16 protein-coding genes are annotated in these 21758 nt (G+C 45.0%); 7 read left to right on the top strand and 9 right to left on the bottom strand.

The genetic code is table 11. The features are described from left to right. Positions 1–59: 59 nt before the first annotated feature. Both QUA43_RS10110 and QUA43_RS10105 read right to left on the bottom strand, forming a co-directional pair. Positions 60–3422 carry a CHAT domain-containing protein gene (locus QUA43_RS10110; RefSeq protein WP_333373467.1) on the bottom strand — a complete coding sequence of 1121 codons (3363 nt, stop codon included), beginning with the start codon at positions 3420–3422 and terminating at the stop codon, positions 60–62. Positions 3423–3457: 35 nt separating this feature from the next. Next, positions 3458–3646 (bottom strand): hypothetical protein, encoded by a 189-nt coding sequence (locus QUA43_RS10105; protein WP_333373465.1) that lies wholly within the window; start codon positions 3644–3646, stop codon positions 3458–3460. Positions 3647–3730: 84 nt separating this feature from the next. Between QUA43_RS10105 and QUA43_RS10100 the strand changes: the two genes are divergently transcribed. Beyond that, entirely contained in the window at positions 3731–5245 is a 1515-nt protein-coding gene (locus QUA43_RS10100; protein WP_333373463.1) for a phospholipid carrier-dependent glycosyltransferase, read from the top strand. A gap of 256 nt (positions 5246–5501) precedes the next feature. Here QUA43_RS10100 and trmB read toward each other — a convergent pair whose 3' ends face one another. From trmB to csaB, 3 genes are all read right to left on the bottom strand, one after another. Continuing rightward, positions 5502–6134 (bottom strand): tRNA (guanosine(46)-N7)-methyltransferase TrmB, encoded by a 633-nt coding sequence (gene trmB / locus QUA43_RS10095; RefSeq protein WP_333373461.1) that lies wholly within the window; start codon positions 6132–6134, stop codon positions 5502–5504. A 159-nt stretch (positions 6135–6293) separates the two neighbouring features. After that, positions 6294–7025, bottom strand: a complete 732-nt coding sequence (locus QUA43_RS10090; RefSeq protein WP_333373458.1) for a Uma2 family endonuclease — start codon at positions 7023–7025, stop codon at positions 6294–6296. Between the two features lie 22 nt (positions 7026–7047). Beyond that, the gene (gene csaB, locus QUA43_RS10085; protein ID WP_333373455.1) at positions 7048–8085 is read right to left on the bottom strand and encodes a polysaccharide pyruvyl transferase CsaB; all 1038 of its coding nucleotides are present in this window, start codon (positions 8083–8085) and stop codon (positions 7048–7050) included. A 187-nt stretch (positions 8086–8272) separates the two neighbouring features. Between csaB and QUA43_RS10080 the strand changes: the two genes are divergently transcribed. The 3 genes from QUA43_RS10080 to QUA43_RS10070 all read left to right on the top strand — a co-directional run bounded on the left by QUA43_RS10080 (position 8273) and on the right by QUA43_RS10070 (position 13046). Then, entirely contained in the window at positions 8273–8587 is a 315-nt protein-coding gene (locus QUA43_RS10080; protein WP_242715849.1) for a DUF2499 domain-containing protein, read from the top strand. Between the two features lie 16 nt (positions 8588–8603). Then, positions 8604–9023, top strand: coding sequence for a lysozyme inhibitor LprI family protein (locus QUA43_RS10075; protein WP_333373453.1), 420 nt, complete (start codon positions 8604–8606; stop codon positions 9021–9023). 189 nt (positions 9024–9212) lie between these two features. Beyond that, the gene (locus QUA43_RS10070) at positions 9213–13046 is read left to right on the top strand and encodes a DNA polymerase III subunit alpha (RefSeq protein ID WP_333373451.1); all 3834 of its coding nucleotides are present in this window, start codon (positions 9213–9215) and stop codon (positions 13044–13046) included. Positions 13047–13088: 42 nt separating this feature from the next. Here QUA43_RS10070 and QUA43_RS10065 read toward each other — a convergent pair whose 3' ends face one another. Both QUA43_RS10065 and QUA43_RS10060 read right to left on the bottom strand, forming a co-directional pair. Further along, positions 13089–13388 carry a DUF3593 domain-containing protein gene (locus tag QUA43_RS10065; protein ID WP_333373448.1) on the bottom strand — a complete coding sequence of 100 codons (300 nt, stop codon included), beginning with the start codon at positions 13386–13388 and terminating at the stop codon, positions 13089–13091. Positions 13389–13960: 572 nt separating this feature from the next. Beyond that, a complete protein-coding gene (locus QUA43_RS10060) occupies positions 13961–14611 on the bottom strand; it encodes an ATP-binding protein (RefSeq protein ID WP_333373445.1) in 651 nt (216 codons plus the stop codon). 584 nt (positions 14612–15195) lie between these two features. On the opposite strand from QUA43_RS10060, the gene QUA43_RS10055 reads away from it, so the two are divergent. Further along, positions 15196–15939, top strand: coding sequence for a pentapeptide repeat-containing protein (locus QUA43_RS10055; protein ID WP_333373442.1), 744 nt, complete (start codon positions 15196–15198; stop codon positions 15937–15939). A 102-nt stretch (positions 15940–16041) separates the two neighbouring features. Here QUA43_RS10055 and QUA43_RS10050 read toward each other — a convergent pair whose 3' ends face one another. Then, positions 16042–17100: an alpha/beta fold hydrolase gene (locus QUA43_RS10050; RefSeq protein ID WP_333373440.1), complete on the bottom strand. Its 1059-nt coding sequence runs from the start codon at positions 17098–17100 to the stop codon at positions 16042–16044. A gap of 118 nt (positions 17101–17218) precedes the next feature. Continuing rightward, positions 17219–18679 (bottom strand): Asp-tRNA(Asn)/Glu-tRNA(Gln) amidotransferase subunit GatA, encoded by a 1461-nt coding sequence (gene gatA / locus QUA43_RS10045; RefSeq protein WP_333373437.1) that lies wholly within the window; start codon positions 18677–18679, stop codon positions 17219–17221. 1092 nt (positions 18680–19771) lie between these two features. Here gatA and QUA43_RS10040 point away from each other — a divergent pair. Together QUA43_RS10040 and QUA43_RS10035 are read left to right on the top strand one after the other, a co-directional pair. Further along, positions 19772–20227, top strand: a complete 456-nt coding sequence (locus QUA43_RS10040) for a helix-turn-helix domain-containing protein (RefSeq protein WP_015176621.1) — start codon at positions 19772–19774, stop codon at positions 20225–20227. Between the two features lie 220 nt (positions 20228–20447). After that, positions 20448–21749: a serine hydrolase gene (locus tag QUA43_RS10035; RefSeq protein WP_333373434.1), complete on the top strand. Its 1302-nt coding sequence runs from the start codon at positions 20448–20450 to the stop codon at positions 21747–21749. Positions 21750–21758: the final 9 nt, after the last annotated feature.

Genomic DNA, 21758 nt, shown 5'->3' with positions numbered 1-21758 from the left:
CCATATAAGATTTATCAACTATTAACCTGACTTGAGATCCTAACTGTTTTGCCTAAAATTTATCGCCATTCACCCTGAAGCGTAAAAGCCGCCCAATAATAAGGAGAACGCCACTCTTCCTGCTTCAACATTTCCAGTTGTGCCGCCCTCAATGCTGCCGCTGGCGTTAACCCTTTTTGCAGCATTCCCTGATAAAAACTCGACATTAACGTAGCCGTTCCTTCATCATCCACATTCCACAAACTCACCATAACTCGCTGAGCCCCTGCATACATAAATCCCCGTGTCAATCCTACCATCCCCTCGCCTTGAATGTTCTGCCCTAATCCAGTTTGACAGGCACTTAACACTACTAAATCGGCTGCTAATTTCAGATTAAAAATATCAGTAAGTCTCAGGAATCCGTTTAAGGGATTGCCCTTTTCATCTACCAGTGACAAGATGATTCCCGATAGTTCCGGGTTAGTGCTATTCGCTAAACCATGAGTGGCAAAATGAATGATTTTATATTGGCTTAAGTTCTGACTGGTTGCTGCGGCGCGGCTGGCTGCAAAATCCAAAGATTCGGTGCTAGAATTAGCTGGTACTAACGCTTGAATAATTTGAGCTTCTTGGCGAGTGAATTTTAAACGGCTCAACTTTATGTTATTGGCGCGGCTAGAGCGGCTTAAACCGAGATTTACTGATTCTATTGCTTGGGGATTGGCGCTATTAGACTGGGTTTTGACTCGTTCATCGTCACCGCTAAAAACTGGATCGGCAAGCATTGCTAAAGTCCGAGTTGGGGGTTGTCTGTCATTGTAGTTTTGTCTTAAGATTCCCAAGGTAGAAGCGGAAGGCAGCAGCACAATTTCATGGTCTACAATTAAAGGCGGATTCCGATTTTTACCGGGTGTTTCGGGGAGTGAGAGGGCGGCAAAGGGGAGGTAATTGAGAATGCCATCGCCAACTATCAGCAGGCGTTTTTGACCGAGTTGTGCTGCTACGGGCTGTAAAATAATTTGACTAAGCGTGTTGTTAGCTTCAGCAACTCGATCGGGAATGTTTCGGTAGCGCGGGCTAGTCACAGCATCGCGGAAATTGCGGGCTGCTTTTTCGATGTCAACCTGTTTGGGCAATTCATAACTGGTGATACTGGTTTTAGTCACAGCCCACAGATAGCTGCGCTCTTTCCCTAAAGAATACTGGAGTAAAATTGTATTCTGATCGAGGATTTGTTGTTGAATCTGTGCCAGGGCTAAAGGTTGCGGTTGGGTGAGGGTGGCGTACCGGGGGCTGGTGGAGCGGATTTGGGCTTGAATGTCCTGATATTCTCCTAGTAAAGTTTGCCGTTTTTGGTCTAATTCTACTTTTTCTGCGGGGGTATGATTGGGGCGGCTTAGAGTTTCGATTCGGCGTGTTTCTAAGGCATCGAGTTGCTGTTGTAAATTGCGTTCTTGCTGTAATAATTCCGGGGCGACACCTTGGCGAATATCGGCGTTTGCTTCTTGAAGAAGTTCGAGGAGGCTGCGGGCGCGGGAACTTTCACTGGCTTCTAAGGCTTTGCGATCGTAACCAGATTTGGGATTGGTTTTGTGCAGTTCCATTAACAGGTGAATGTAGAACTGGTAATAGTCTTGTACCGTGGCAAAGTATGAGATGCGGAGCTCGTGGTTGGTAATTTTGGTGCGGAGGTTTTCGATGATTTTGATGGAGGTTTCAATGTCAGTCAGGGCTGCGATTAAATTGCCTCGATCGCCTTTGATATTAGCCATATTGTAGAGGGTGAGAGCTTCCCCAGGACGATCGCCCACAGCGCGAAACAGCGGCAGGGCTTGGTTGAAATATTCTTCTGCTTTCTGCTGGTTTCCCAATTCTGAGTAAGTAGTACCTGTATTGTTGAGGGTAAGGGCTTCTCCACGCCGATCGCCCACTTTTTGTCTCAAATCGAGGGCTTGTTTGTAGTAGTCGAGGGCTGTTTGTTTTTCTCCCAAATCTGAATAGACTAAGCCAATATTGGTGAGGGTAGTTGCTTCCTTTGCCCGATCGCCCATAGCGCGGAATAAGGGAAGGGCTTGGTTGAAATACTCTAGTGCTTTCTGTTTTTCTCCCAAATCGTTGTAGGCTAAGCCGATGTTGTTGAGTGTGGTGGCTTCCGCAGTGCGATCGCCCAAAGATGTGTCGCTGTTTGCGGGTAGGTTCGAGATGTTGCTGAGGTTGATACTTGCTTCAGGGCGATCGCCCCTTTCCCGAATTAGGGAAAGGACTTGGTTATAGTAGTCGATGGCTTGCTGTTTCTCTCCCAAAGCATAGTAGACGGCGCCGATATTGTTGAGGATGACGGCTTGTTTAGGGCGATCGGCTACAGTCTGATGCCAAGAAAGAGCTTGCTTGTAGTAGTTCAGGGCTTGCTGTCTGTCTCCTAATCTATTAGTAATGAAGCCCATTTGATGCAGCGTGTAAGCTTCGTCCTTCCAATTTCTAAGCATTTGATAAAGCGAACGCGCTGCATCAAACTTTTGCAATGCTTCCTGGTAAGATGCTGCTGTTTCTTGAGCGAATAGTCGCCTAGCTTCCTGAACCAATCGCTCGGCTTCATCTGTTTTTTGATTTAATCGTTGTTTGTTTTTCTGAATTAATCGATCGGCTTCCCCATCCGGGATTTGATTTCTATTGAGATCGAGGGTTGTCAGATATACCAATCCCGCTAAAGGTTTGATATCTGCGATTTGATTTCTACTGAGGTGTAGGGCGGTCAGATTTGTCAATCCCGCTAAAGGTTTGATATCTGCGATTTGATTGGATTCTAGGAAAAGCAGTATCAGATTGGTCAATCCCGATAATGGTTTCACATCTGCGATTTTATTGCCACTCAAATAAAGAAAGTTTAACTCAGCCATTCTCGATAAAGGTGTCACATCTACAATTTGATTAGATGCGAGGGACAGCCCTGTTAGATTAGTCAATCCCGCTAAAGGTTTTACATCTACGATTTGATTGGCTTCGAGAAAAAGCTCTGTCAGATTAGTCAGCCCCGATAATGGTTTCACGTCTGAGATTTGATTGAAATTGAGGACGAGAAATCTCAGATTAGTCATTCCCGATAAGGGTTGCACATCTGTTATTTGATTTAAACTGAGGTTGAGCTTTCTCAGATTGGTGAATTTTGATAATGGTTTTATATCGACTATGTTATTGCGAATTAGGGAAAGTTCTGTGAGATTAGTCAGGGTTTCTTGAGCGCGATCGCACTCTTGTGTTTTTGCTTTTGATAGCAACACCTCCACCGTATGTCTGGCTTCAGGCGTCAAATTCTCTTTGTTGGTACAGAAATCAGCAAAACTTTCAAATGTCTGGGGATTTGGCGCGGCGGCAGATCCCATCAGGATAGTCGCACCTACAGCTAACCCCCAACGCCCCCAAATCGAAACTATGGGATTCATAAGCACTCGCTCAAAAAAGACATGATTAGCTGCTATCATAATCTATCGCACCTTGTGATGCCCGCTTTTCCTTCCTGCTTGCCAATTAGATCGGGAGCATTTTGTGAAACAATAGTCGCTACTGCTTCTCGCTGCACTCTCCAAGCATTATTAGAAGCCGGGTTTAAGAAACCGGGTTTTTCCCAAAAACCCGGTTTCTCATCAACAATTCGGTTTCTGCACAAGTCCTATTTTACGTTACTCTCAACTCAAAAATTTAAAATTAGCGATCGCCCTCAAATTTAGGATTTATTATTGGCTGTTGTTTTATGAAAATCAAGAAAAAGCACTTTAACCAATCGAATGTTATTTTTTCTCTAGCAATGCTCGGTGTGGTTCTCTTTTCCTTAACTCTACGCTTTTGGGAACTGGAGCGATTTAACACCTTAGTATTTGACGAGGTTTACTACGCTAAATTTGCCAACGATTATCTCACAAAAACTCCTTTTTTTAACGCTCACCCACCTCTGAGCCAGTACATAATTGCGATCGGAATTGCGATCGGCACTCACCTTCCCTTCGGAAAAACAGCCGTCAACAGTATGGCTGGTTCCCTGCTTTCTCCTTGGGATTACCGCTGGCTGAATGCTCTCACAGGTTCCTTTATTCCGCTAGTTGTGGGAGGGCTAGCTTATCAGCTAGTTCGGCGCCGCACCTTTGCTTTTCTTGCTGCTTTATTTATCGCCTGCGACGGTCTATTTTTAGTTGAGTCTCGCTACGCGCTGAACAACATTTATCTGGTTTTATTTGGAATTTTAGGTCAGTTATTTATTTTAAAATCCGTAGAAGCAGAAGGCAAAAAGCGCTGGCTTTGGCTGGTAATCGCCGGTACTGGTTTCGGCGCATCTGCGGCTATCAAATGGAACGGATTATGGTTCCTTTTCGGTACTTATCTAATTTTAATCTGTGCTTGGGCAGTTCGTTTTATCCAGGGTAACAGAGGAAATGAAGAACAAAGCCGCGAGGTAGATTCACCTCTAATTCCTGCCGAAAGTCCCGTACAAAAACTGACTAAACTCAATTTTATAGAACTCTGCTTAAGTCTAGCTATTATTCCTATTCTAGTTTACAGCATCTCTTGGATTCCTCACCTGCACTTTAATCCAACTCCCAATTTCTGGCAGATGCAAACGGAAATTTTGACTTATCACCAGCGGATTAAAAGCGGGCCAGATGTACATCCTTACTGTTCCACGTGGTACAGTTGGCCTTTGATGCTGCGCCCCATAGTTTACTTCTACAAAACTGCTAGCAGCAATGCCCAACCAGATCCGGTTTTGCCGCCTTTACCTGAAGGTGCAACTCAGGCAATTTTTGACGTTCACGCGATGGGAAATCCCTTCCTTTGGTGGCTGTCAACCTTAGCTTTACTGTTAGTAATAGGAGTTTTAGTTCACCGGATTTCGGTGTGGTTGAAAACGCGCAGCGAGGCTTCTGTTGACACGCTCGAACAGCAGCAGCCGATTTTGTTTCCGCCGACTGCCCAAATGTGGCTGGCGTTGTATTTAATAGTTAATTGGGCTGCTAATTTACTGCCTTGGGTTAAGGTGACTCGCTGTGTATTTTTGTATCATTATATGGGCTGTTCCGTGTTTGCAGCCTTAGCGCTTGCTTGGTGGGTTGACAGGTGGCTGCACAGCCCTCAAACTAGACTCCGAGGGATGGGAGTAACAATTATTTTTCTGGTTTTGGGTGCTTTTATTTTCTGGATGCCTATCTATTTGGGACTGCCTTTGTCGCAAATGGAATGGAATCTTCGGATGTGGCTGCCGTCTTGGGTTTAAGTTAGAAATAATTCTTTTATTAACGGGCAAGATGCCCGTTCCACAAGAAAATTAAGTTTTGTGGAACAGGCCGGAAAGCCGTTCCACAAGAAAATTAAGTTTTGTGGAACAGGCATCTTGCCTGTTCCTAACGGGCAAGATGCCCGTTCCACAAGAAAATTAAGTTTTGTGGAACAGGCATCTTGCCTGTTCCTAACCAAGGTGCAAGATGTAATTTATAACATTTATGACAAAGGTGAGTTGGCAAAAGCGAGCATTATTTTTGATAGAGTGCTCGATAAACTGGTTCGCCGCGTTTGAGAGTAGCGATTTCTCTTTCTGTAGCCACAGGCAAGGGATTTTCGGCTAACCATTCGCCACCGTTTTGACGTTGAAAACTGGGGTGAGATGAAAAGCGATCGCACATTTCGCTTTCTACTTCTTCAATATCTGACTGGATAAAAACTTCGCCGCCAATTGCCAGATAAGCTGCCAATTCGTTGACTAATTCCTGCTGCACCACCCGCCGTTTGTGGTGCTTTTTCTTGAACCACGGATCGGGAAATTGAATGCTAACTCGCTGCAAAGTGCCTGCGGGTAAAGTTTCTAAAATTGGTTTCAGGGAACTATTAGCATTGCAAAACAAATAGTGCAAATTTGTCAAGCCTTTTTCGTCCCGCCAAAGATTCGCCTCCTCTACCAGCGGTTCCCGAATTTCTAATCCGAGAAAGTTCCAGTCTGTTTGGATTTGCGCCATGTGCCACAAAAAACGTCCTCTGCCGCAGCCGATATCTAAATGCAGCGGTAAATTTAAGTTGGCATAGATTTTAGTCCAATCCGGGGGACTTGCAGATGCTTGATATCTAATTGATAGGGGATTGACGTGTTCCCGCACTCTTACTCTTGCCAATTTTGCTGTCTCCTGAATGTATTTTTTAACCGCTGATGAAGACTGATTAACGTGGATTAACGCAGATCCATATGGATTTTTGCGAGGTTATCTAATACTTTTTAGTTAATGAGCCATTAAAAATTGTTCCTCTGCAATTTTTAATGGCTCATTATTGCATTAGGGTTCTGGTTCAATGCCTGCTGCTCTTAATTGCGCGGCTAGTCGATCGGCTCGCTGTTGAACATTTGCTTTTTCCTGCCGTTCCCTTTCTACCATTTCTGATCCCCACAATAACATCTCTCCCCTCTCATCCCACCACCGCAACCAATATCCTGTTCTTTCGGCTTTTGTTCCCTGCCAAACCCCCAGAAACAACCCAACTCCTGCGATCCAATAACGGTCGTTTAAATCTGGTGGTTGTACTTCATACTTTCCTGCTGAATCCAACTGGTAGACTTCTAACACTCCAGCGGCTGGCTCAAAAAGTGCATAGATTGGAACTCGCAATACTTGTTCGTAAAAAAACCATTTTCCCGGCGGATAAGTTTGTTTACTAGAATATTCATCGTTGGGACTAGCTGATAAAAATTCCATCACGATCGCCGGGACTTCCCCTTCTAAGTTGGGAGTGTAACTGCGGCGAATTTCTGGACTAGAAAGCGGCTGGACGTTGCGGGCATAAAACCAATCTGGAGCTTTGATAACTAGCTTGCCGTTTAATGTAGCGCAAATTCCCATGTTTGGGGCAACTAATATTCCTGTTAAAATTAGCCCTGCGATTTCTAGGATTTCGCGCAAGGCGGCGGCTAGCAAGGGTTGGTCGATATTTTCCACAGGTTCCTCGTCTAAAATAAAATCGTCTGGCAATTTTTCCCAGGTAATTTTTAAGTCTGCTGTACTGACTGTCATTGTATTTCACCTCTCAATGAGATTACTGGAGCGCGGCTCGCAATACTTCGCGATGAAAGAGCGATCGCCCTACTATAAATTTTATCCTGTCTGACGATAAGGCGTCGCCGTTAGCATAGTGTTCGATCCAGGTTTTGCTGATTAAATAAGGATCGTCTGGCAATTCTGATAATAAGTATCCCGGCATTTCTAACTCTTCCATTAACTGGCTGACTTTCGGGTCGTAGCTGAGGGCAAAACAGCGGCATTCTTCGGATGCTGCCATAATTAAACTGTGGTAGCGCATTCCGATCGCCATTTCGACTCCCCGGAACACTCCTTTCAATTTTCTCGGATCGTCTAAACTGAGGATGCGGCTCCTTTTCGGCAGGGCTTCGTGCAAATGTTGGGCAATTTCTAAGTCGTGAGACGCTTGAAAAGGCAGCAGCAAAATTAAGGTGCGAGTTGCTTTTTGAAAGTCAACTAAAGCTTGAGTTAAGATTGACAAACGCGCGGGAGTTAGTGTAGGATGAGAACGCAAACAAACAGCAACTCTGGGCGCAGGTAAATCCCACAAACCCGACACGGGGGAATTCTCTAAAGCCCACACCGGATCGGGCGCTAAAGTAAAGGGAATTTTCCAATCTGCAAGTAAAGTAGCTGAACCTTTATCCCGCACGCTGACGGCGGTGCATCCAGCAAAACACCGCTGAGATAACTTGCGAGTCATTTCGCGCTTCAAAGGCCCAATTCCCTGGGCCCAGGCAACAGTTTTTAAGCCCATCCGCTGCGCTAATCCCATCAAACCCCCATAATAGAAAGGGCTCGCAATGCTAGTAGCGTCTTGGATTAAACTACCGCCGCCCCAAATTAGTGCGTCGGATGTGCGGAGTGCTTCGAGAACTTGGAACGCATTCATGCGATCGCGCGCAGCTACCCCGTACCGCTGATTTGTCTCGACAGGATTGCCAGACAGGACGATCGGCGTCACGCCATCTGGTAACATTTGCAGTAGCGATGCCAACAGCGCCTCGTCGCCGCCGTTGCCTTTACCGTAATAGCCGCACAAAATTGCTCGCATTTCTACTCTTTTGTTTGTTTATGATGGGAATATAACTATTACAATATCTAATTGTTGCGATCGAGCCATAAATTATTTTAACAGTTAACAGTAAACAGTCAACAGTCAACAGTCAACAGTCAACAGTTAACAGTTAACAGTCAACTGCCTTAAACAAATAAATACATCTTCGTTCACCCTACAAAAAATGCACGCTTTGTCAATTCCCACCTGGATTATTCACGTCTCTAGCGTCGTCGAGTGGATTGCCGCCATCTGGTTAATTTGGACTTACGGCGAAGTCACTCAAAACCGAGCTTGGTGGGCCCTTTCCGCCGGAATGCTGCCCGCTCTTGTCAGCGCTATGTGTGCCTGTACATGGCACTATTTTGACAACTCTCCCGCCCTAGAATGGATCGTTACCCTGCAAGCGGCGATGACTCTCTTCGGCAATTTTACTTTGTGGGCTGCAGCTTGGTGGATTTGGCGATCGGCGCAGCCAGCAGAGAAAATTAAAGATTAAAAAAGGGAGAAACTAAGTGAAAAATAGCACTATTTCGGTAAAATTTGTCGCGAGTTTGCTGTTGTTGACAGCCGGATTTTTGCTTCCCAGCAAAGCCAGCAACATTCCCCTGCAAGTCGCCCAACAGCCTAACTGCAAAAATCCTCAAACCACGCTAGACATGAATATGTGTTCTAGTCAAGAGTTTGAGGCTGCCGACAAAAAGCTCAATCAAGTTTATAAGCAACTGCAAGCAAAAATCAGCAGTAGACAAAAGCAGAGATTGACGGTGGCACAGCGTACTTGGATTAAATTTCGGGATGAAAATTGTGATTATGCAAAAGGACAGTTTGAAGGCGGTAGTTTGGCTGCTTCTACCTACGGTTATTGCAGGGCTAGAGTGACGCAAGAACGGATTAAAGATTTGGAAGGTTATTTGAAACAAGCAAATTTGTAAAAGTTCGATCGCCAGCGAGAATAATTTACCCATTAAATCATCTATACCGCAACAACCTCATCTTTTGCACTTCTAGAAGCCCCAGGGTAAACCAGCTCAAGAGTGATATAAAGCTTTGTTTTTTATTTTACCCTTTGACACGCCAATGGTGTAAAATCTAAATTCTCAAATCTTATATTTTAAATCCCTATGTCCTTCGTTGGTTTGCACATTCACAGCGATTATAGCTTACTAGATGGGGCTTCTCAGCTACAACAGCTCGCAGAACGGGCGGTGGAATTGGGGATGCCCGCGATCGCCCTTACAGACCACGGGGTGATGTACGGCGCGATCGAGCTCATCAAAGTTTGCCGAAATAAAAATATCAAGCCGATTATTGGCAATGAAATGTACGTCGTCAACGGCGACATTGAAGTAAAAGTTCGAGGTAGAAGAAAATACCATCAAGTTGTCTTAGCTAAAAATACCCAAGGTTATAAAAACCTCGTCAAACTAACCACAATTTCCCACTTAAAGGGAATGCCTGAAAGAGGTATTTTTGCCAGACCTTGCATCAACAAGGAACTGCTAAAACAATACTCCGAAGGTTTAATTGTTACCAGTGCTTGTTTGGGCGGGGAAGTTCCCCAAATGATTCTGCAAAACAAGCTAGATACTGCCCGTGAAGTAGCCACATGGTATAAAGAAGTATTTGGGGAAGATTACTATATAGAAATTCAAGACCACGGTTCCCCGGAAGACCGGATTGTTAATGTTGAAATCGTCAAAATTGCCCGCGAACTCAAGATTAAAATAATTGCCACCAATGATTCTCACTATATTTCCTGCAACGACGTAGAAGCACACGATGCTTTGCTGTGCATTAACACAAACAAATTGATTGAAGAAGACAAGCGGATGCGCTACAGCGGCACTGAATATCTTAAGTCTGCTATGGAGATGGCGCAACTGTTTCGAGACCATTTGGACGATGAAACAATCAAAGAGGCGATCGAAAATACGCTAGAAGTCGCAAATAAAGTATCGAGATACGAGCTCACAGGAGAAGCTCGGATTCCCACAATTCCAATTCCCCCAGAACATACCGCCGATACCTATGTAGAAGAAATATCTTGGATCGGACTATTAGAACGCCTCAAAGCTCGTACCAGAAATGAAATCCCCCCAGTCTATAAACAAAGACTAGAATACGAGCTGAAAATGCTTCAGCTGATGGGCTTTTCAGAATATTTTTTAGTAGTTTGGGACTACATGAAATATGCTAGAGACAACAATATTCCCGTCGGACCCGGACGTGGTTCGGCCGCAGGTTCTTTAGTTGCCTACGTCCTCAAAATTACCAATATAGACCCTGTACATCACGGATTACTATTCGAGCGATTTCTCAATCCCGAACGCAAATCTATGCCAGATATCGATAGCGATTTCTGCATAGAAAGGCGCGACGACATGATTAAATACGTTACTGAAAAATATGGCGAAGACCGAGTAGCGCAAATTATTACCTTTAACAGAATGACATCAAAAGCTGTCTTGAAAGATGTTGCCAGAGTTTTAGGTATTCCCTACAAAAAAGCAGACGAAATGGCAAAAATGATTCCCGTGTCGCGGGGGAAACCGGAAAAACTAAAAGTGATGATTTCCGATGCAACACCTGCACAGGAATTTAGAGACAACTACGAAAATACAATTTGCATAAATGCAGAAACTGGCACCGAAGTCCCAGTGCGTCAGTGGATTGACATGGCAATTCGCATTGAAGGAACTAACAAAACCTATGGTGTTCATGCCGCCGGTGTGGTAATTTCTTCCGTCCCCCTTGATGAAATTGTACCATTGCAAAAGAATAATGAAGGCGCTGTAATCACCCAATATTTCATGGAAGACTTGGAATTTTTGGGGCTACTGAAAATGGACTTTCTGGGACTTAAAAATTTAACAACTCTCCAAAAAACAGTTGATTATGTTAAGCACACGCAGGATATAACTATCGATGCCGAAGGCTTGCCTTCTAATATAGAACGCAGAGCTCAAGAGACATTTACTAGGAATAACAAGTTGCCCCCTGATGTAGCAAAAACTTATCAACTATTAGAAAAAGGAGATTTAGAAGGTATTTTTCAGCTAGAATCTTCTGGGATGCTGGATGTAGTAAAAAAAATTAAACCTTCCTGTCTGGATGATATTTCTTCTATTCTGGCGCTTTATCGTCCCGGTCCGCTGGATGCTGGTTTGATTCCACAATTTATCGATCGCAAACACGGTAGAGAGGTGGTTAAATATGACCATCCGCTGTTAGAGCCGATTTTAAAAGAGACTTATGGAACGCTTTGTTTCCAAGAGCAAATTATGCGGATGGCTCAAGATTTGGCGGGCTATTCTTTAGGTCAAGCTGACTTGCTGCGTCGCGCAATGGGTAAGAAGAAGGCTGATGAAATGCAGAAGCAAAAGGAAATATTTATTGATGGGGCGACTAAGAATGGTGTCACTCAAAGAATTGCCGAAGACTTGTTCGGGCAAATGCTTCAATTCGCAGAATATTGCTTTAATAAATCCCATTCAATGGCCTATGCCTATATCACTTATCAAACTGCTTATTTAAAGGCAAATTTTCCTGTAGAGTACATGGCTGCATTGCTGACTGCTAACAGAGGCGACCAGGAGAAGGTACAGAGATATATTGCTAATTGTCTCAAGCTGAAGATTGACGTTGAGCCGCCTGATATTAATGGTTCTGAACTAACTTTTACGCCATTGCCGATGGAGATGACTAAAGCTGAAAAACATAAAATTTTGTTTGGAATTTCGGCGGTTAAAAATGTGGGTGAAGGGGCTATTGAAAATATTTTGGAGGCGCGGCAGGAAGGGGGTAAGTTTAAATCGCTTGCTGATTTGTGCGATCGCGTAAATCTCCATTCAGTCAACCGCCGCGCTTTAGAAGCATTAATTCACTGCGGTGCTTTTGACAAAATCGATCCGAACCGCAAGCAATTAGTAAACGACCTTGAAGGGGTGATGAAATGGGCCGGAGACCGCAAGAAAGATAGAGAAAGCGGTCAAGGTAATCTGTTTGACTTGTTAGGTGGGAATAGTTTCGGAAAGTCTGCAAGTACCTATGACTCTGCCCCCAAATCAAAAACTGTCAATGATTATGACAAACAGGAAAAATTGCGTTTAGAAAAAGAGTTGCTTGGCTTTTATGTATCAGAACATCCCCTAAAGTTTCTCCTGCAAGTAAACCCCGATCCAGATGTGGTGACTCTCGAACAGTTAGCAGATAAAAAGGGTAAAGTATCAGTTATTGTCATGCTCAGCGCTATCAAAATGGTAGTGACCAAAAAAGGCGATTCGATGGCAATTTTGCAATTAGAAGATTTGACAGCTCAAATAAAAGCTGTGGTGTTCCCCAAGGCTTACGAACAAGTGAAACCTTACATCGTAGAGAATGCGATCTTACTGATTAGTGGAAAAATTGAGAAAGATGGGGAGGAAATTCAGATAATTGTAGACACTGCTAAGCCGGTGGAAACAGTACAGGTTGCAGAGGAAATTGAGACAGTGGAACCGGAAATAAATAACCATTGGCCAGCCGAACCACTCAACGTTGTACGATCGACAAAACCTGTGGAAGTTTTAGAAATGGTGATTGTCAAGCTGACACCGCAGCAAGTACAAGACGGGAAAAAACTCAATTCCCTCAAAGCTATTTTACAAGAACTTTCCAATCGTGGAGAAGGTGCTAGCGTTTCTGTGGGTGGAATTGTTGTCGGTGAATATTCCTGTCAGCCGCTTCGCATTAACCCTCAATTGTGGGTGCAAGATGGCGAGGGAACTGTTAGCCGTCTAAAGTCGGCTGGATTTGATGCTTGGGTTTTTCCTCTAGACAATCGCGGTGATGCTGCGGTGTTTCGAGAAATGCGATCGCAACTTAATGTACATTCTTGGGCCAGTCGCTTACTTGACACTAACACCGATCGCCTTCACCAGTATCTCAATTATCTCGCCCAATTAAACCGACGCTAGTCAAATGAAAGTTTCGCATTAATCCCGACTACCCTCTCAAGTTTATTCTTGTGAGGATTCTTTGGCTTTAATCACCGCTTCTCTAAAGCCTAAAACTAATAAAATATTGGCGATTGTTAAGAAGAGTTCCGCCGAACCGTGTAGCCAATCGACATTTGCTAGCGACTCGTTGTAAGCAACTTTTGCGTAAATTGCGGCGGGAATCGTCACTCCTACAAAAACGAGAGTCCCGTAAAACCCCATCAGAGCTAAACGGGGTGTTTTTCCCGATCGAGTCAAAAACCAGAGAAATCCCAAGTAGGGAAATAGAGATAGAACAAATAAAGTTTCTTTGGAAATCATGAGTAATTGGTGAGCGACCAGATACTATGATAAATTAAAAAATCAAATATTAGTGTGAATAATTTTTAAGTTTTTATTTTCATAGTATTTTTGCAACTGGCACACGACCATCGACTGGTAGAGAGCATCTCAATGAAAGCAGGCAAGCTAGAAATTGGAGTTTTGAGGCAGGAGTTTTGAGGCTCTCTTGCTGCGGGGAAAGAGTCAGAAGGAAGAAGCCAGAAGAAGTATTTTTACAAATATGAGATGCTCCCGACTTGTAGGGCGATCTACTACTTTGATTATGAAAGGATTATCAAGGTTTTCGGATAGTAGATCGCCTTACTAATTGTGACACGCTTGCCTTAGTTCTGTTTGAATTTTTAATATTTAATTCTACAGATCCACCCGTTTCTATTTAACTGCTATAGAGTCACCCAAGACCATAGCTCTTAACCCAAACCGCAGCAGGTTGGCAGTATTCAAAACCCCTCACCCACGCGGAGACAAAACCCGTAACTTTCCCCTAACACCGTTTTTAGCATAACACATTTTTCACCGTGCCAGTCTGTTAATTGTCTCTCACTCCAAAGCTACACAGCAATTAGAAATAGAGACGGTTCCAAAATTTTATGTCTGCTAGGCATCAAGCAAGCATCGTTCAAAACCTCTAAATCGAAGCCGCCTTTTCTATCTGCTGCCAGAATTTCCTTCAGCTTAGCCTGAAAATCAAAACACGGGCCACAATCCCAAACTTTGAGTTCCAACCGTCCATTAAACACCGTAATTTCCAGTTGAATAGGAGTTTCTACTGGCAGATTTTTGTGAGCGTGGCGAACTGCATTAGTGAAACCTTCAGCCAACGCCAACTGAAACCTCCACCAAACTTCATTGGGGAGCGATAAATCTTTCAACTGCTCAAACCACAACAAAACTTGAGTTAAAGCATTGACATCTGTGTTGACTTGCAGGCTAATGTGTTGAACACAAGTTTCATGCAGCTCTTGTTGCTGCTGTGTTTCAGTCTGCCAATCCCAGGTGTTTAATAAATTCATTAACTCATCTAAAACGCTAGCTTTTTTTATATTTTGGGATCGATTGCGACCTTCTACTTCGTAAGTTTTGCTCAGCGACAAACAGTTTCGATTGTCGAGAGTCCGAGTGTAACTGATCTCGTCTGCAATCTGCCACATGAGTTTGATCCCCCTGCCACCTTCTGCAAGTTGATCTATGCTGTTCGACATCTATTTTCCTCGTCTGAAAGTATTAGCTGTACCCTATTTTCCCACCCGCCGAGACATTTGGTATTTTTTTTATACTTGCTGGCTCGGTATTATTTCGGGGATCACACAAAAATGCTATCTTCTTTATAGAAGGTAGCGCATCAGCAATATGTCTTAAGAGTCTAAGCCAATTGGCTTATTTACCGATCGCCTGTACGGAGAACGATCGCCCTCGGCAGCAAAATCCAACTGCATCGATTACAAATACTTATCCGTTGTCGGAGTCAGCCACTTGCCACAGCCGTCGCCAGCTCCAGAATCCCTGGTATTCAGGGACTCTGGCCCTTCGCTGTTCGCTGCAAGGGAGCCTTGATGTGTGGGCTTTCATCCCCAACGCGTAAGTAATATCCGTGAGCGCGATCGAACCTTACACTGTCGAGTCGCGTCCATCCACTAGACTAGGACTTACGCAAAAACCCAGTTTCTGCTTAGAATATTGGGTTTGACAGCGAGGAATTAACGAGGAAACCGGGTTTTTGGTCCCCCGCACGTAAGTCCAGCAGACAAATCCGTGATGAAAGGCAGTTACAGAACTTACCCAGACTATGACCAAAATCAAACTCAAAATTCTGACTGCAGCGATAATGCTACTCCCATTTTGCGCCGCACTTCCCTTACAAGCTCAAAATCTGTCTCTAGTCAAGCGGTTGCTAGAAACCAGAGGATGTCCCGGATGCGACTTATTTGGCGCTTCCTTGAGCCGTGCAGATTTGTTTGGGGCTTCCTTGAGCCGCGCCACTCTCAGCAGGGCCGACTTAGTTGATGCCGACTTGACTGCGGCTGACTTAATGGAAGCTAACTTAAACAACGCCAACATGAGAAACGCCTTTTTGGCTGACGCCGACCTCAGCAAAGCCGACATGAGCAGGGCAGACATCAGGGGAGCTAACTTAGAAAATGCTAACCTCAGCGAGAGTTTTCTGCGAGACGCATCCCTCCAGTTTGCTAACTTAAAATGCAGTAATTTGAGCGCCGCTAAACTAAGTAGAACCGACCTGAGAAATGCCGATTTAAGCGGTGCAAATCTCACCGGTGCAGACCTCAAAGAAGCCGATTTGAGCGGTGCAAATCTCAGCGGTGCAGACCTTAGATCTGCCGACTTGAGGGATGCGAGATTAAACAAAGCTAATCTCACAGATGCGAATCTCTGCGGAGCCCGGATGCCGAACAGAAAAACATCTCGGCGAGGCTGCGAAGTTAAGAAAGAACCAGCGATCAGCACGAACAATTACTGTAATTACTGCTATGCTTTGAATGACTGGTGGCTGAATGTATTAAGGTTCTACTAAGCAGTATCATCCCCATCACTACTATGTTTAATATGTACTGTTAGAAGTGCGAGTAGGCGGTACAGATATCAAACTCAACCTGTTACCGCCAAGAGCTTTTATCTACTTTGAAGAACCTAAAAACTGGCTCAGTATTTGCAGATATTCTGTGCCCCCGATCTGTGCCACATTATTGTGACCTCCATCAGGAACTATGTACAACTGTTTGGGTTCAGGTGCTGCATCAAACATTTTTTTGCTCATTTCCACTGGAACTACATTGTCAGCAGTCCCGTGAATAAAGAGCACGGGCATTTGCAGGCGATCGACTTTTGAAAGAGAATCAAACCGCTGTGTCAGCAAAAAATCGATCGGAAACATCCAAAACAAGCCTTTTTGGAACTCCACCATCGCCCGCGTCGAAGTAAAAGAGCCTTCTACAATTAACCCGGCCGCCTCCGGGTGACGCACGGCTAGATCGATCGCGATCGCGCCTCCCAAAGAATGACCGTAGATATAAATTTGATTCGGGTTAATCCCCCGCTGTTTCACCAAATAATCCCAAGCAAGTTGAGCATCCTCATAAACCTGAGATTCACTCGGAAAATCGCCCTGGCTTTTTCCATAACCACGATAATCCATCACAAATACCGACAAACCTAATCGATGAAATCGATGAGCGTGTTCGACATTTGCTCCCACATTTGAAGCATTGCCGTGCAGGTACAAAACTACCCCCCCTAACCCCCCCTTAACAAGGGGGGGAACCGGAGCGACGGCTCGTCTCTCACTTTGCCGGGACGTTCCGACTCCTCTAGCTCCCCCCCTTGGCAAGGGGGGGCTGGGGGGGGTATCCGAGTCTCCGGTGTTAACAGAGGGAACAGCCTCCCCCTTTCTTGCTCCACCCCTTGCTAAGGGGGGGCTGGGGGGATTTTCCGAGGCAGGAATCCACCACCCGTGCACGCTTTCCACCGCGCCTGTTTTAGTTGGAATTGGCAGCCAGACATCTTGATATTTCAACTGAAAATCATCTGGCGTAGTTTCGATCGCCCGCGCCGGAAAAAAGATAAACTTACCTTGCGCTACAAATAGGAATACACAAGCAGCAGAATAAGCAACGGCCAAAACTATCCCAAAAGCTATTAGCGATTTAGACAAAAGGAATACTAGCAACTTGTTCATAGATAGAGCACGCGGGAAATTAGAGATCGCTCAAAAGCTAATGGCAAATGATTAATTCAGACAATTAGCCAAGATCGATTACTAACTTCCGCCGCAGCATTCCGCCGATTTTCAAAAATTAATGCAATTCCGGGTGGTGTAAGTGCCAATTCGTAGACTGTTCGTAAGCATGAGCCACCTGAAACAACCGAGATTCTTGCAAAACATTACCAATCAGTTGTATACCCACGGGCAGTCCTTTATCATCAAATCCGCAGGGCAAACTCAAAGCTGGCAAACCAGCAAGATTCACGGGAATAGTCATCAAATCTGACAAATACATACTCAGGGGGTCATTGAATTTTTCGCCTGCCTTAAATGCGGTAGTAGGAGCAGTGGGACAGACTAAAACATCAACTTGAGAAAAAGCTTTTTCAAAGTCTTCTTTAATCAAAGTCCGAACTTTTTGAGCTTTTAGATAATAGGCATCGTAATATCCAGCCGACAATACGTAAGTGCCGATCGCAATCCGGCGTTTAACTTCCGCACCGAACCCTTGAGAGCGGGTTTTGGCATACATATCCAAAAGATTATCGGGATCGGGAGCTCGGAAACCATACTTAACTCCATCATATCGCGCCAAATTTGCCGAAGCTTCCGAGGGAGCAATGATGTAGTAAGTGGGCAAACCGTAGCGGAACCGGGGACAAGAAATGACTTGAATTTCTGCGCCCAATTGTTGAAATTGCTCGATCGCCTTAGTAACCGCTTCTTTAACCCCCGAGTCCAGCCCTACACCAAAAGTTTCTTTAATTACACCAATTCTCATCTGACCCTTCGGTCGCAAACTGGGTCTTAAAGCTTGAGCGTAGTCAGGAATTGGGACATTAAGACTCGTGGAATCTCTCGGATCATAACCGGCGATCGCCCCCAACAAAATCGCCGTATCCTCAACAGTCCGGCCAAAGGGCCCGATTTGATCGAGAGAAGAAGCATAGGCCACCAAACCGTAGCGAGAAACCAACCCATAAGTCGGTTTCAGCCCTACCAACCCGCAAAAAGCAGCAGGTTGGCGGATTGAGCCCCCAGTATCAGAACCCAAACTCACGACGCATTCTCCCGCGGCTACCGCTGCGGCAGAACCGCCAGAAGACCCTCCGGGTACGCGCTCCAAGTCCCAAGGATTCGCGGTAACTTGATAGGCAGAAGTTTCTGTCGAGCTCCCCATTGCAAACTCGTCCATATTCGCCTTACCCACAATCACCGCACCGGCTGCTTGGAGTTTGGAGACGACGGTGGCATCGTAGGGAGGAACAAAATTCTCCAAAATCCGAGAGGCGCAGGTTGTGGGAACGCCCTCGGTACACATATTATCTTTAACGGCGATCGGGATGCCGGCCAACAGGCCAAGTTGCTCTCCGGCTGCGATTTGGGCATCCACTTTATGGGCCTGCGCCAATGCGCTGTCTGCCGTCACGCACAGAAAGCTTTTCAACTTCGGCTCTAGCTGGGTAATTCGGTCTAATGCTTCTTGAGTAATTTCCACAGCAGAGCGTTCTTTATTGACCAGTTGTCGGTGCAACTCGCGGATGGATGGCATGCTCGTACCTTTATCATTTCTACTTTGAGACAATACAGTTAATATAACTGGCAATTGTACCTGCTTACAGCCCGAAGGCAAAGTCGGCTATTTTTGTGGCGAAAGTTCGAGCCTCGAAGAGGGCTCCGCTAACGCGCGATCGGTCATTTTATCTACAATAGATTAAATTCCCAAAATCCCACCAGACACAAAATAGCGATCGAGTTTTTTACCTAATCTTTTAACAAACCAAGAATGCAACTGTATCAAAACTTATGCAACAAGTGGTTGGACGCGCGAATTATATGAGTAAGAGGTAAGGTGTGCAATGCGGCCCCTACATAATTAGGTTCTGCCTCTAAGAATGTGTATGCAAGCTCACAATCATTAGGAAATCAGTCATTCCCAATTCTGTAATCTCAATTCTAAAATATTAGAACCCAGCTTATCTTCGACGCAAGCCAGGATTTATGGGAGAAAAAGATGGCATAAAAAATAAACTAATTCCTGGTTATAACTGCTTTATTTCGGGGAATATTCAGACTACTATAGTTGTCATAAAATACATACCTGTTAGAATTCATTGGTTTTAAAAAGGCTAATTACCAGCATTTAAAGGAAATTATTTCTGAGATGAATCGTATCCTAAAAGTCCAGAAATAAATGAACTGGAAATAGAAAATTATGATAATAAAAAATTAGATTATGGCGGTCTATACCCTAAGAATTAGGGTCAGATTATGAAGATCACTTTTTTAGTCAAAAATGACTGAAAGTTATCAGTCATCCAAGTGAATTAATGGGGGCTGCGCGATCGCAGGAAATAGCGATCGACCTTTTCCGATCCACGCCCCTTGTGCCAGAGGTCAACAAGCCTGTCAGAAATCTGGGGTTCACAAAAAAGCTCGAAACGCTCACCGCCACGCCGAGGTCTTTTGTTGCGCGCACCTGCAAAAAAACAGCAGTCCTTCCTCAAATGTGACTAGCTGCCTGCATCTGCGGTAAAAAAAGCTACTTATTTGCCCGAACGATCCCCAGGAAAATAATTTCATCCGGAATTATCCCCAAAACCCAAGATATATGCTAAGAAGTTCCCGATGCCCCGTTGGAGGAATGCCACCTAAAGCTCACTTAGAATCCCACCTGACGGCAGAGGAACTTAAAATTCGCTACCGGCAGGCACAAAACACCACAGAGTCGCGCCGCTGGCACTTGCTGCTCTTAGTTTCCCGAAATTGGACTATCAAACAAGCAGCCCAAGTCGTAGGCCTCAACTACGACTACGCCAAAGAAATTGTCCAGCGCTACAACCGAGAAGGGCCTAACTCTGTGAGAAACCGCAGCGGAGACCGCCAGCCCCCTCCTGCGAAATCCTTGCTGAATCCTGAACAGCAAGAAGAACTGCGACAAGCGCTGCAAGGATCTGCCCCCGACGGCGGAGACTGGACAGGCCCCAAAGTCGCTCGCTGGATTGCCGAAAAAATCGGTAGCGATCATGTCTGGCCCCAACGCGGCTGGGATTACCTCAAGCGGTTGGGTGCTGACTGGCGACGGCGGCGCAGAAAGTAGATAGTTCGCAATATTTAGAGGGGGTTGATTGCCTTCGTGCGATCGCTCCCTTTATTTTGGTTATTTTGCCACATTGGCGCGATCGAACTATTTTAGATTTTAGATTTTAGATTTTAGATTTTAGATTTTAGATTTGTTCTCCTATCTAAAATCTTAAACCGTTTGACTGATGTAACAATAGCTGCTTATATAGAATTTGGTTGTGTTGAGGATGTTAAATATGCGAGGGATCAGGCGTTTTTTGTCGATCGCCAACAAGATGGCGGCAGTAGTAGCCGGCATTGGACTGGTTCAGATGTTAACCATCGCAAGTTCATTCTCTCAATCATCTAACCCGCGTTCCCTAGACGAACTCTACAAAATTCGCGATCGGCTGATCACCGAATTAGAACAACCCTCATCTCCCTCCCCAGAACCAAGCATCCTTTCCGGCTTAGTTCCCTTCGCAGCTAATCCTCAAGAACAACTGCTACAGCAGTTGCAAGCGGTGGAAGCTCAAATATTAGTAGAACAGAGGGCTAACGACAACTTACAGCAAGCAGTGCGTTTAGCCAACAGAGCGGTAGAAAGTAAACAGCAGCCAAATAAGTCGATCGAATCTTCGCAGCAAACTCAATTTTTCTGGCATCAAGCCCTCAACAACTTGCAGGAAGTTCCTCAAAATTCATTTTTAGCTTCCCTCACCGCCTCAAAAACTCAAGAATACCGGGAAAATTTAACAGCAGCAACCTTTCAAGTGCAGCAAGCAAAATCTGATTTCTTGGGTGTGCTTGCCCGGGAAAGCGGTTTGTCGGCTCAAGCTTCGATCGGCATTTGCAACCTTTCTAGAGAATGCGTAAACCTGCGGGGCGATGTACCTCCTGTCAGTCCAGCCAGCTTAATTAAATTGCCGATTGCTGTCGCCCTGATGCAAAAAGTCGAAAAAGAAAAAATTAGTCTGAACCAGGAAGTATTAGTCACTCGCGGTAATTTCACCGAAGACGCATCGGCAAAGATTAGGTCCAATCGCAATTACCCGCTACAGCTACTGTTAGAAGAAATGATCTATCGCAGCAGCAATATCGCCACCAATCAACTAATCGATTATTTGGGTTCGGATTACATCAATCAATATTTAGATAATAGTGGCTACGAAGTCACCCGCGTCAACTTCAAATTAATGGGGGAAAGAATTATGCCCTCCAACCCCGGTTCTGGTCGCAACCGCCTGACTGCTAACGAACTCACCGAAATGATGGTGCAAATTTACAACGGCGAAACACCCGGTGCTAAACTGTTAATAGAAACTCTCAACCGCCAGTACGATCACGCTCTGGGATTTGCCGCCTTGGAAGGAACTAAAGCTCAGTGGTTGGGGGAAAAAACTGGTCAAAATTCCTGGGTGCTCGGCACAACTTTAGCGATGAGCATTGACGACGAGGCCTATGTGATTACTGTGATTGACAGCCGCAGCGGCGAGCTACAAATGCGCCAGTCTATTTCTAAAATTGCAGATTACATGGTCCGAAACCCCAGCTTTTAATCGCTGGAA

Origin of the sequence: Microcoleus sp. N9_B4 (genome assembly GCF_036701635.1) — a bacterium.
Lineage (GTDB): Bacteria > Cyanobacteriota > Cyanobacteriia > Cyanobacteriales > Microcoleaceae > Microcoleus.
The sequence above is the reverse complement of the archived record's forward strand: the minus strand, read 5'-3'. Positions and strand labels throughout refer to the sequence as shown.

Coding starts and splice junctions, on each gene's coding strand:
- QUA43_RS10040 (WP_015176621.1), top strand. CDS start 19,772: ATGCCACCTAAAGCTCACTTAGAATCCCACCTGACGGCAGAGGAACTT.
- QUA43_RS10110 (WP_333373467.1), bottom strand. CDS start 3,422: ATGAATCCCATAGTTTCGATTTGGGGGCGTTGGGGGTTAGCTGTAGGT.
- QUA43_RS10080 (WP_242715849.1), top strand. CDS start 8,273: ATGCACGCTTTGTCAATTCCCACCTGGATTATTCACGTCTCTAGCGTC.
- QUA43_RS10050 (WP_333373440.1), bottom strand. CDS start 17,100: ATGAACAAGTTGCTAGTATTCCTTTTGTCTAAATCGCTAATAGCTTTT.
- gatA (WP_333373437.1), bottom strand. CDS start 18,679: ATGCCATCCATCCGCGAGTTGCACCGACAACTGGTCAATAAAGAACGC.
- QUA43_RS10070 (WP_333373451.1), top strand. CDS start 9,213: ATGTCCTTCGTTGGTTTGCACATTCACAGCGATTATAGCTTACTAGAT.
- QUA43_RS10060 (WP_333373445.1), bottom strand. CDS start 14,611: ATGTCGAACAGCATAGATCAACTTGCAGAAGGTGGCAGGGGGATCAAA.
- QUA43_RS10055 (WP_333373442.1), top strand. CDS start 15,196: ATGACCAAAATCAAACTCAAAATTCTGACTGCAGCGATAATGCTACTC.
- QUA43_RS10065 (WP_333373448.1), bottom strand. CDS start 13,388: ATGATTTCCAAAGAAACTTTATTTGTTCTATCTCTATTTCCCTACTTG.
- csaB (WP_333373455.1), bottom strand. CDS start 8,085: ATGCGAGCAATTTTGTGCGGCTATTACGGTAAAGGCAACGGCGGCGAC.
- QUA43_RS10100 (WP_333373463.1), top strand. CDS start 3,731: ATGAAAATCAAGAAAAAGCACTTTAACCAATCGAATGTTATTTTTTCT.
- QUA43_RS10035 (WP_333373434.1), top strand. CDS start 20,448: ATGCGAGGGATCAGGCGTTTTTTGTCGATCGCCAACAAGATGGCGGCA.
- QUA43_RS10090 (WP_333373458.1), bottom strand. CDS start 7,025: ATGACAGTCAGTACAGCAGACTTAAAAATTACCTGGGAAAAATTGCCA.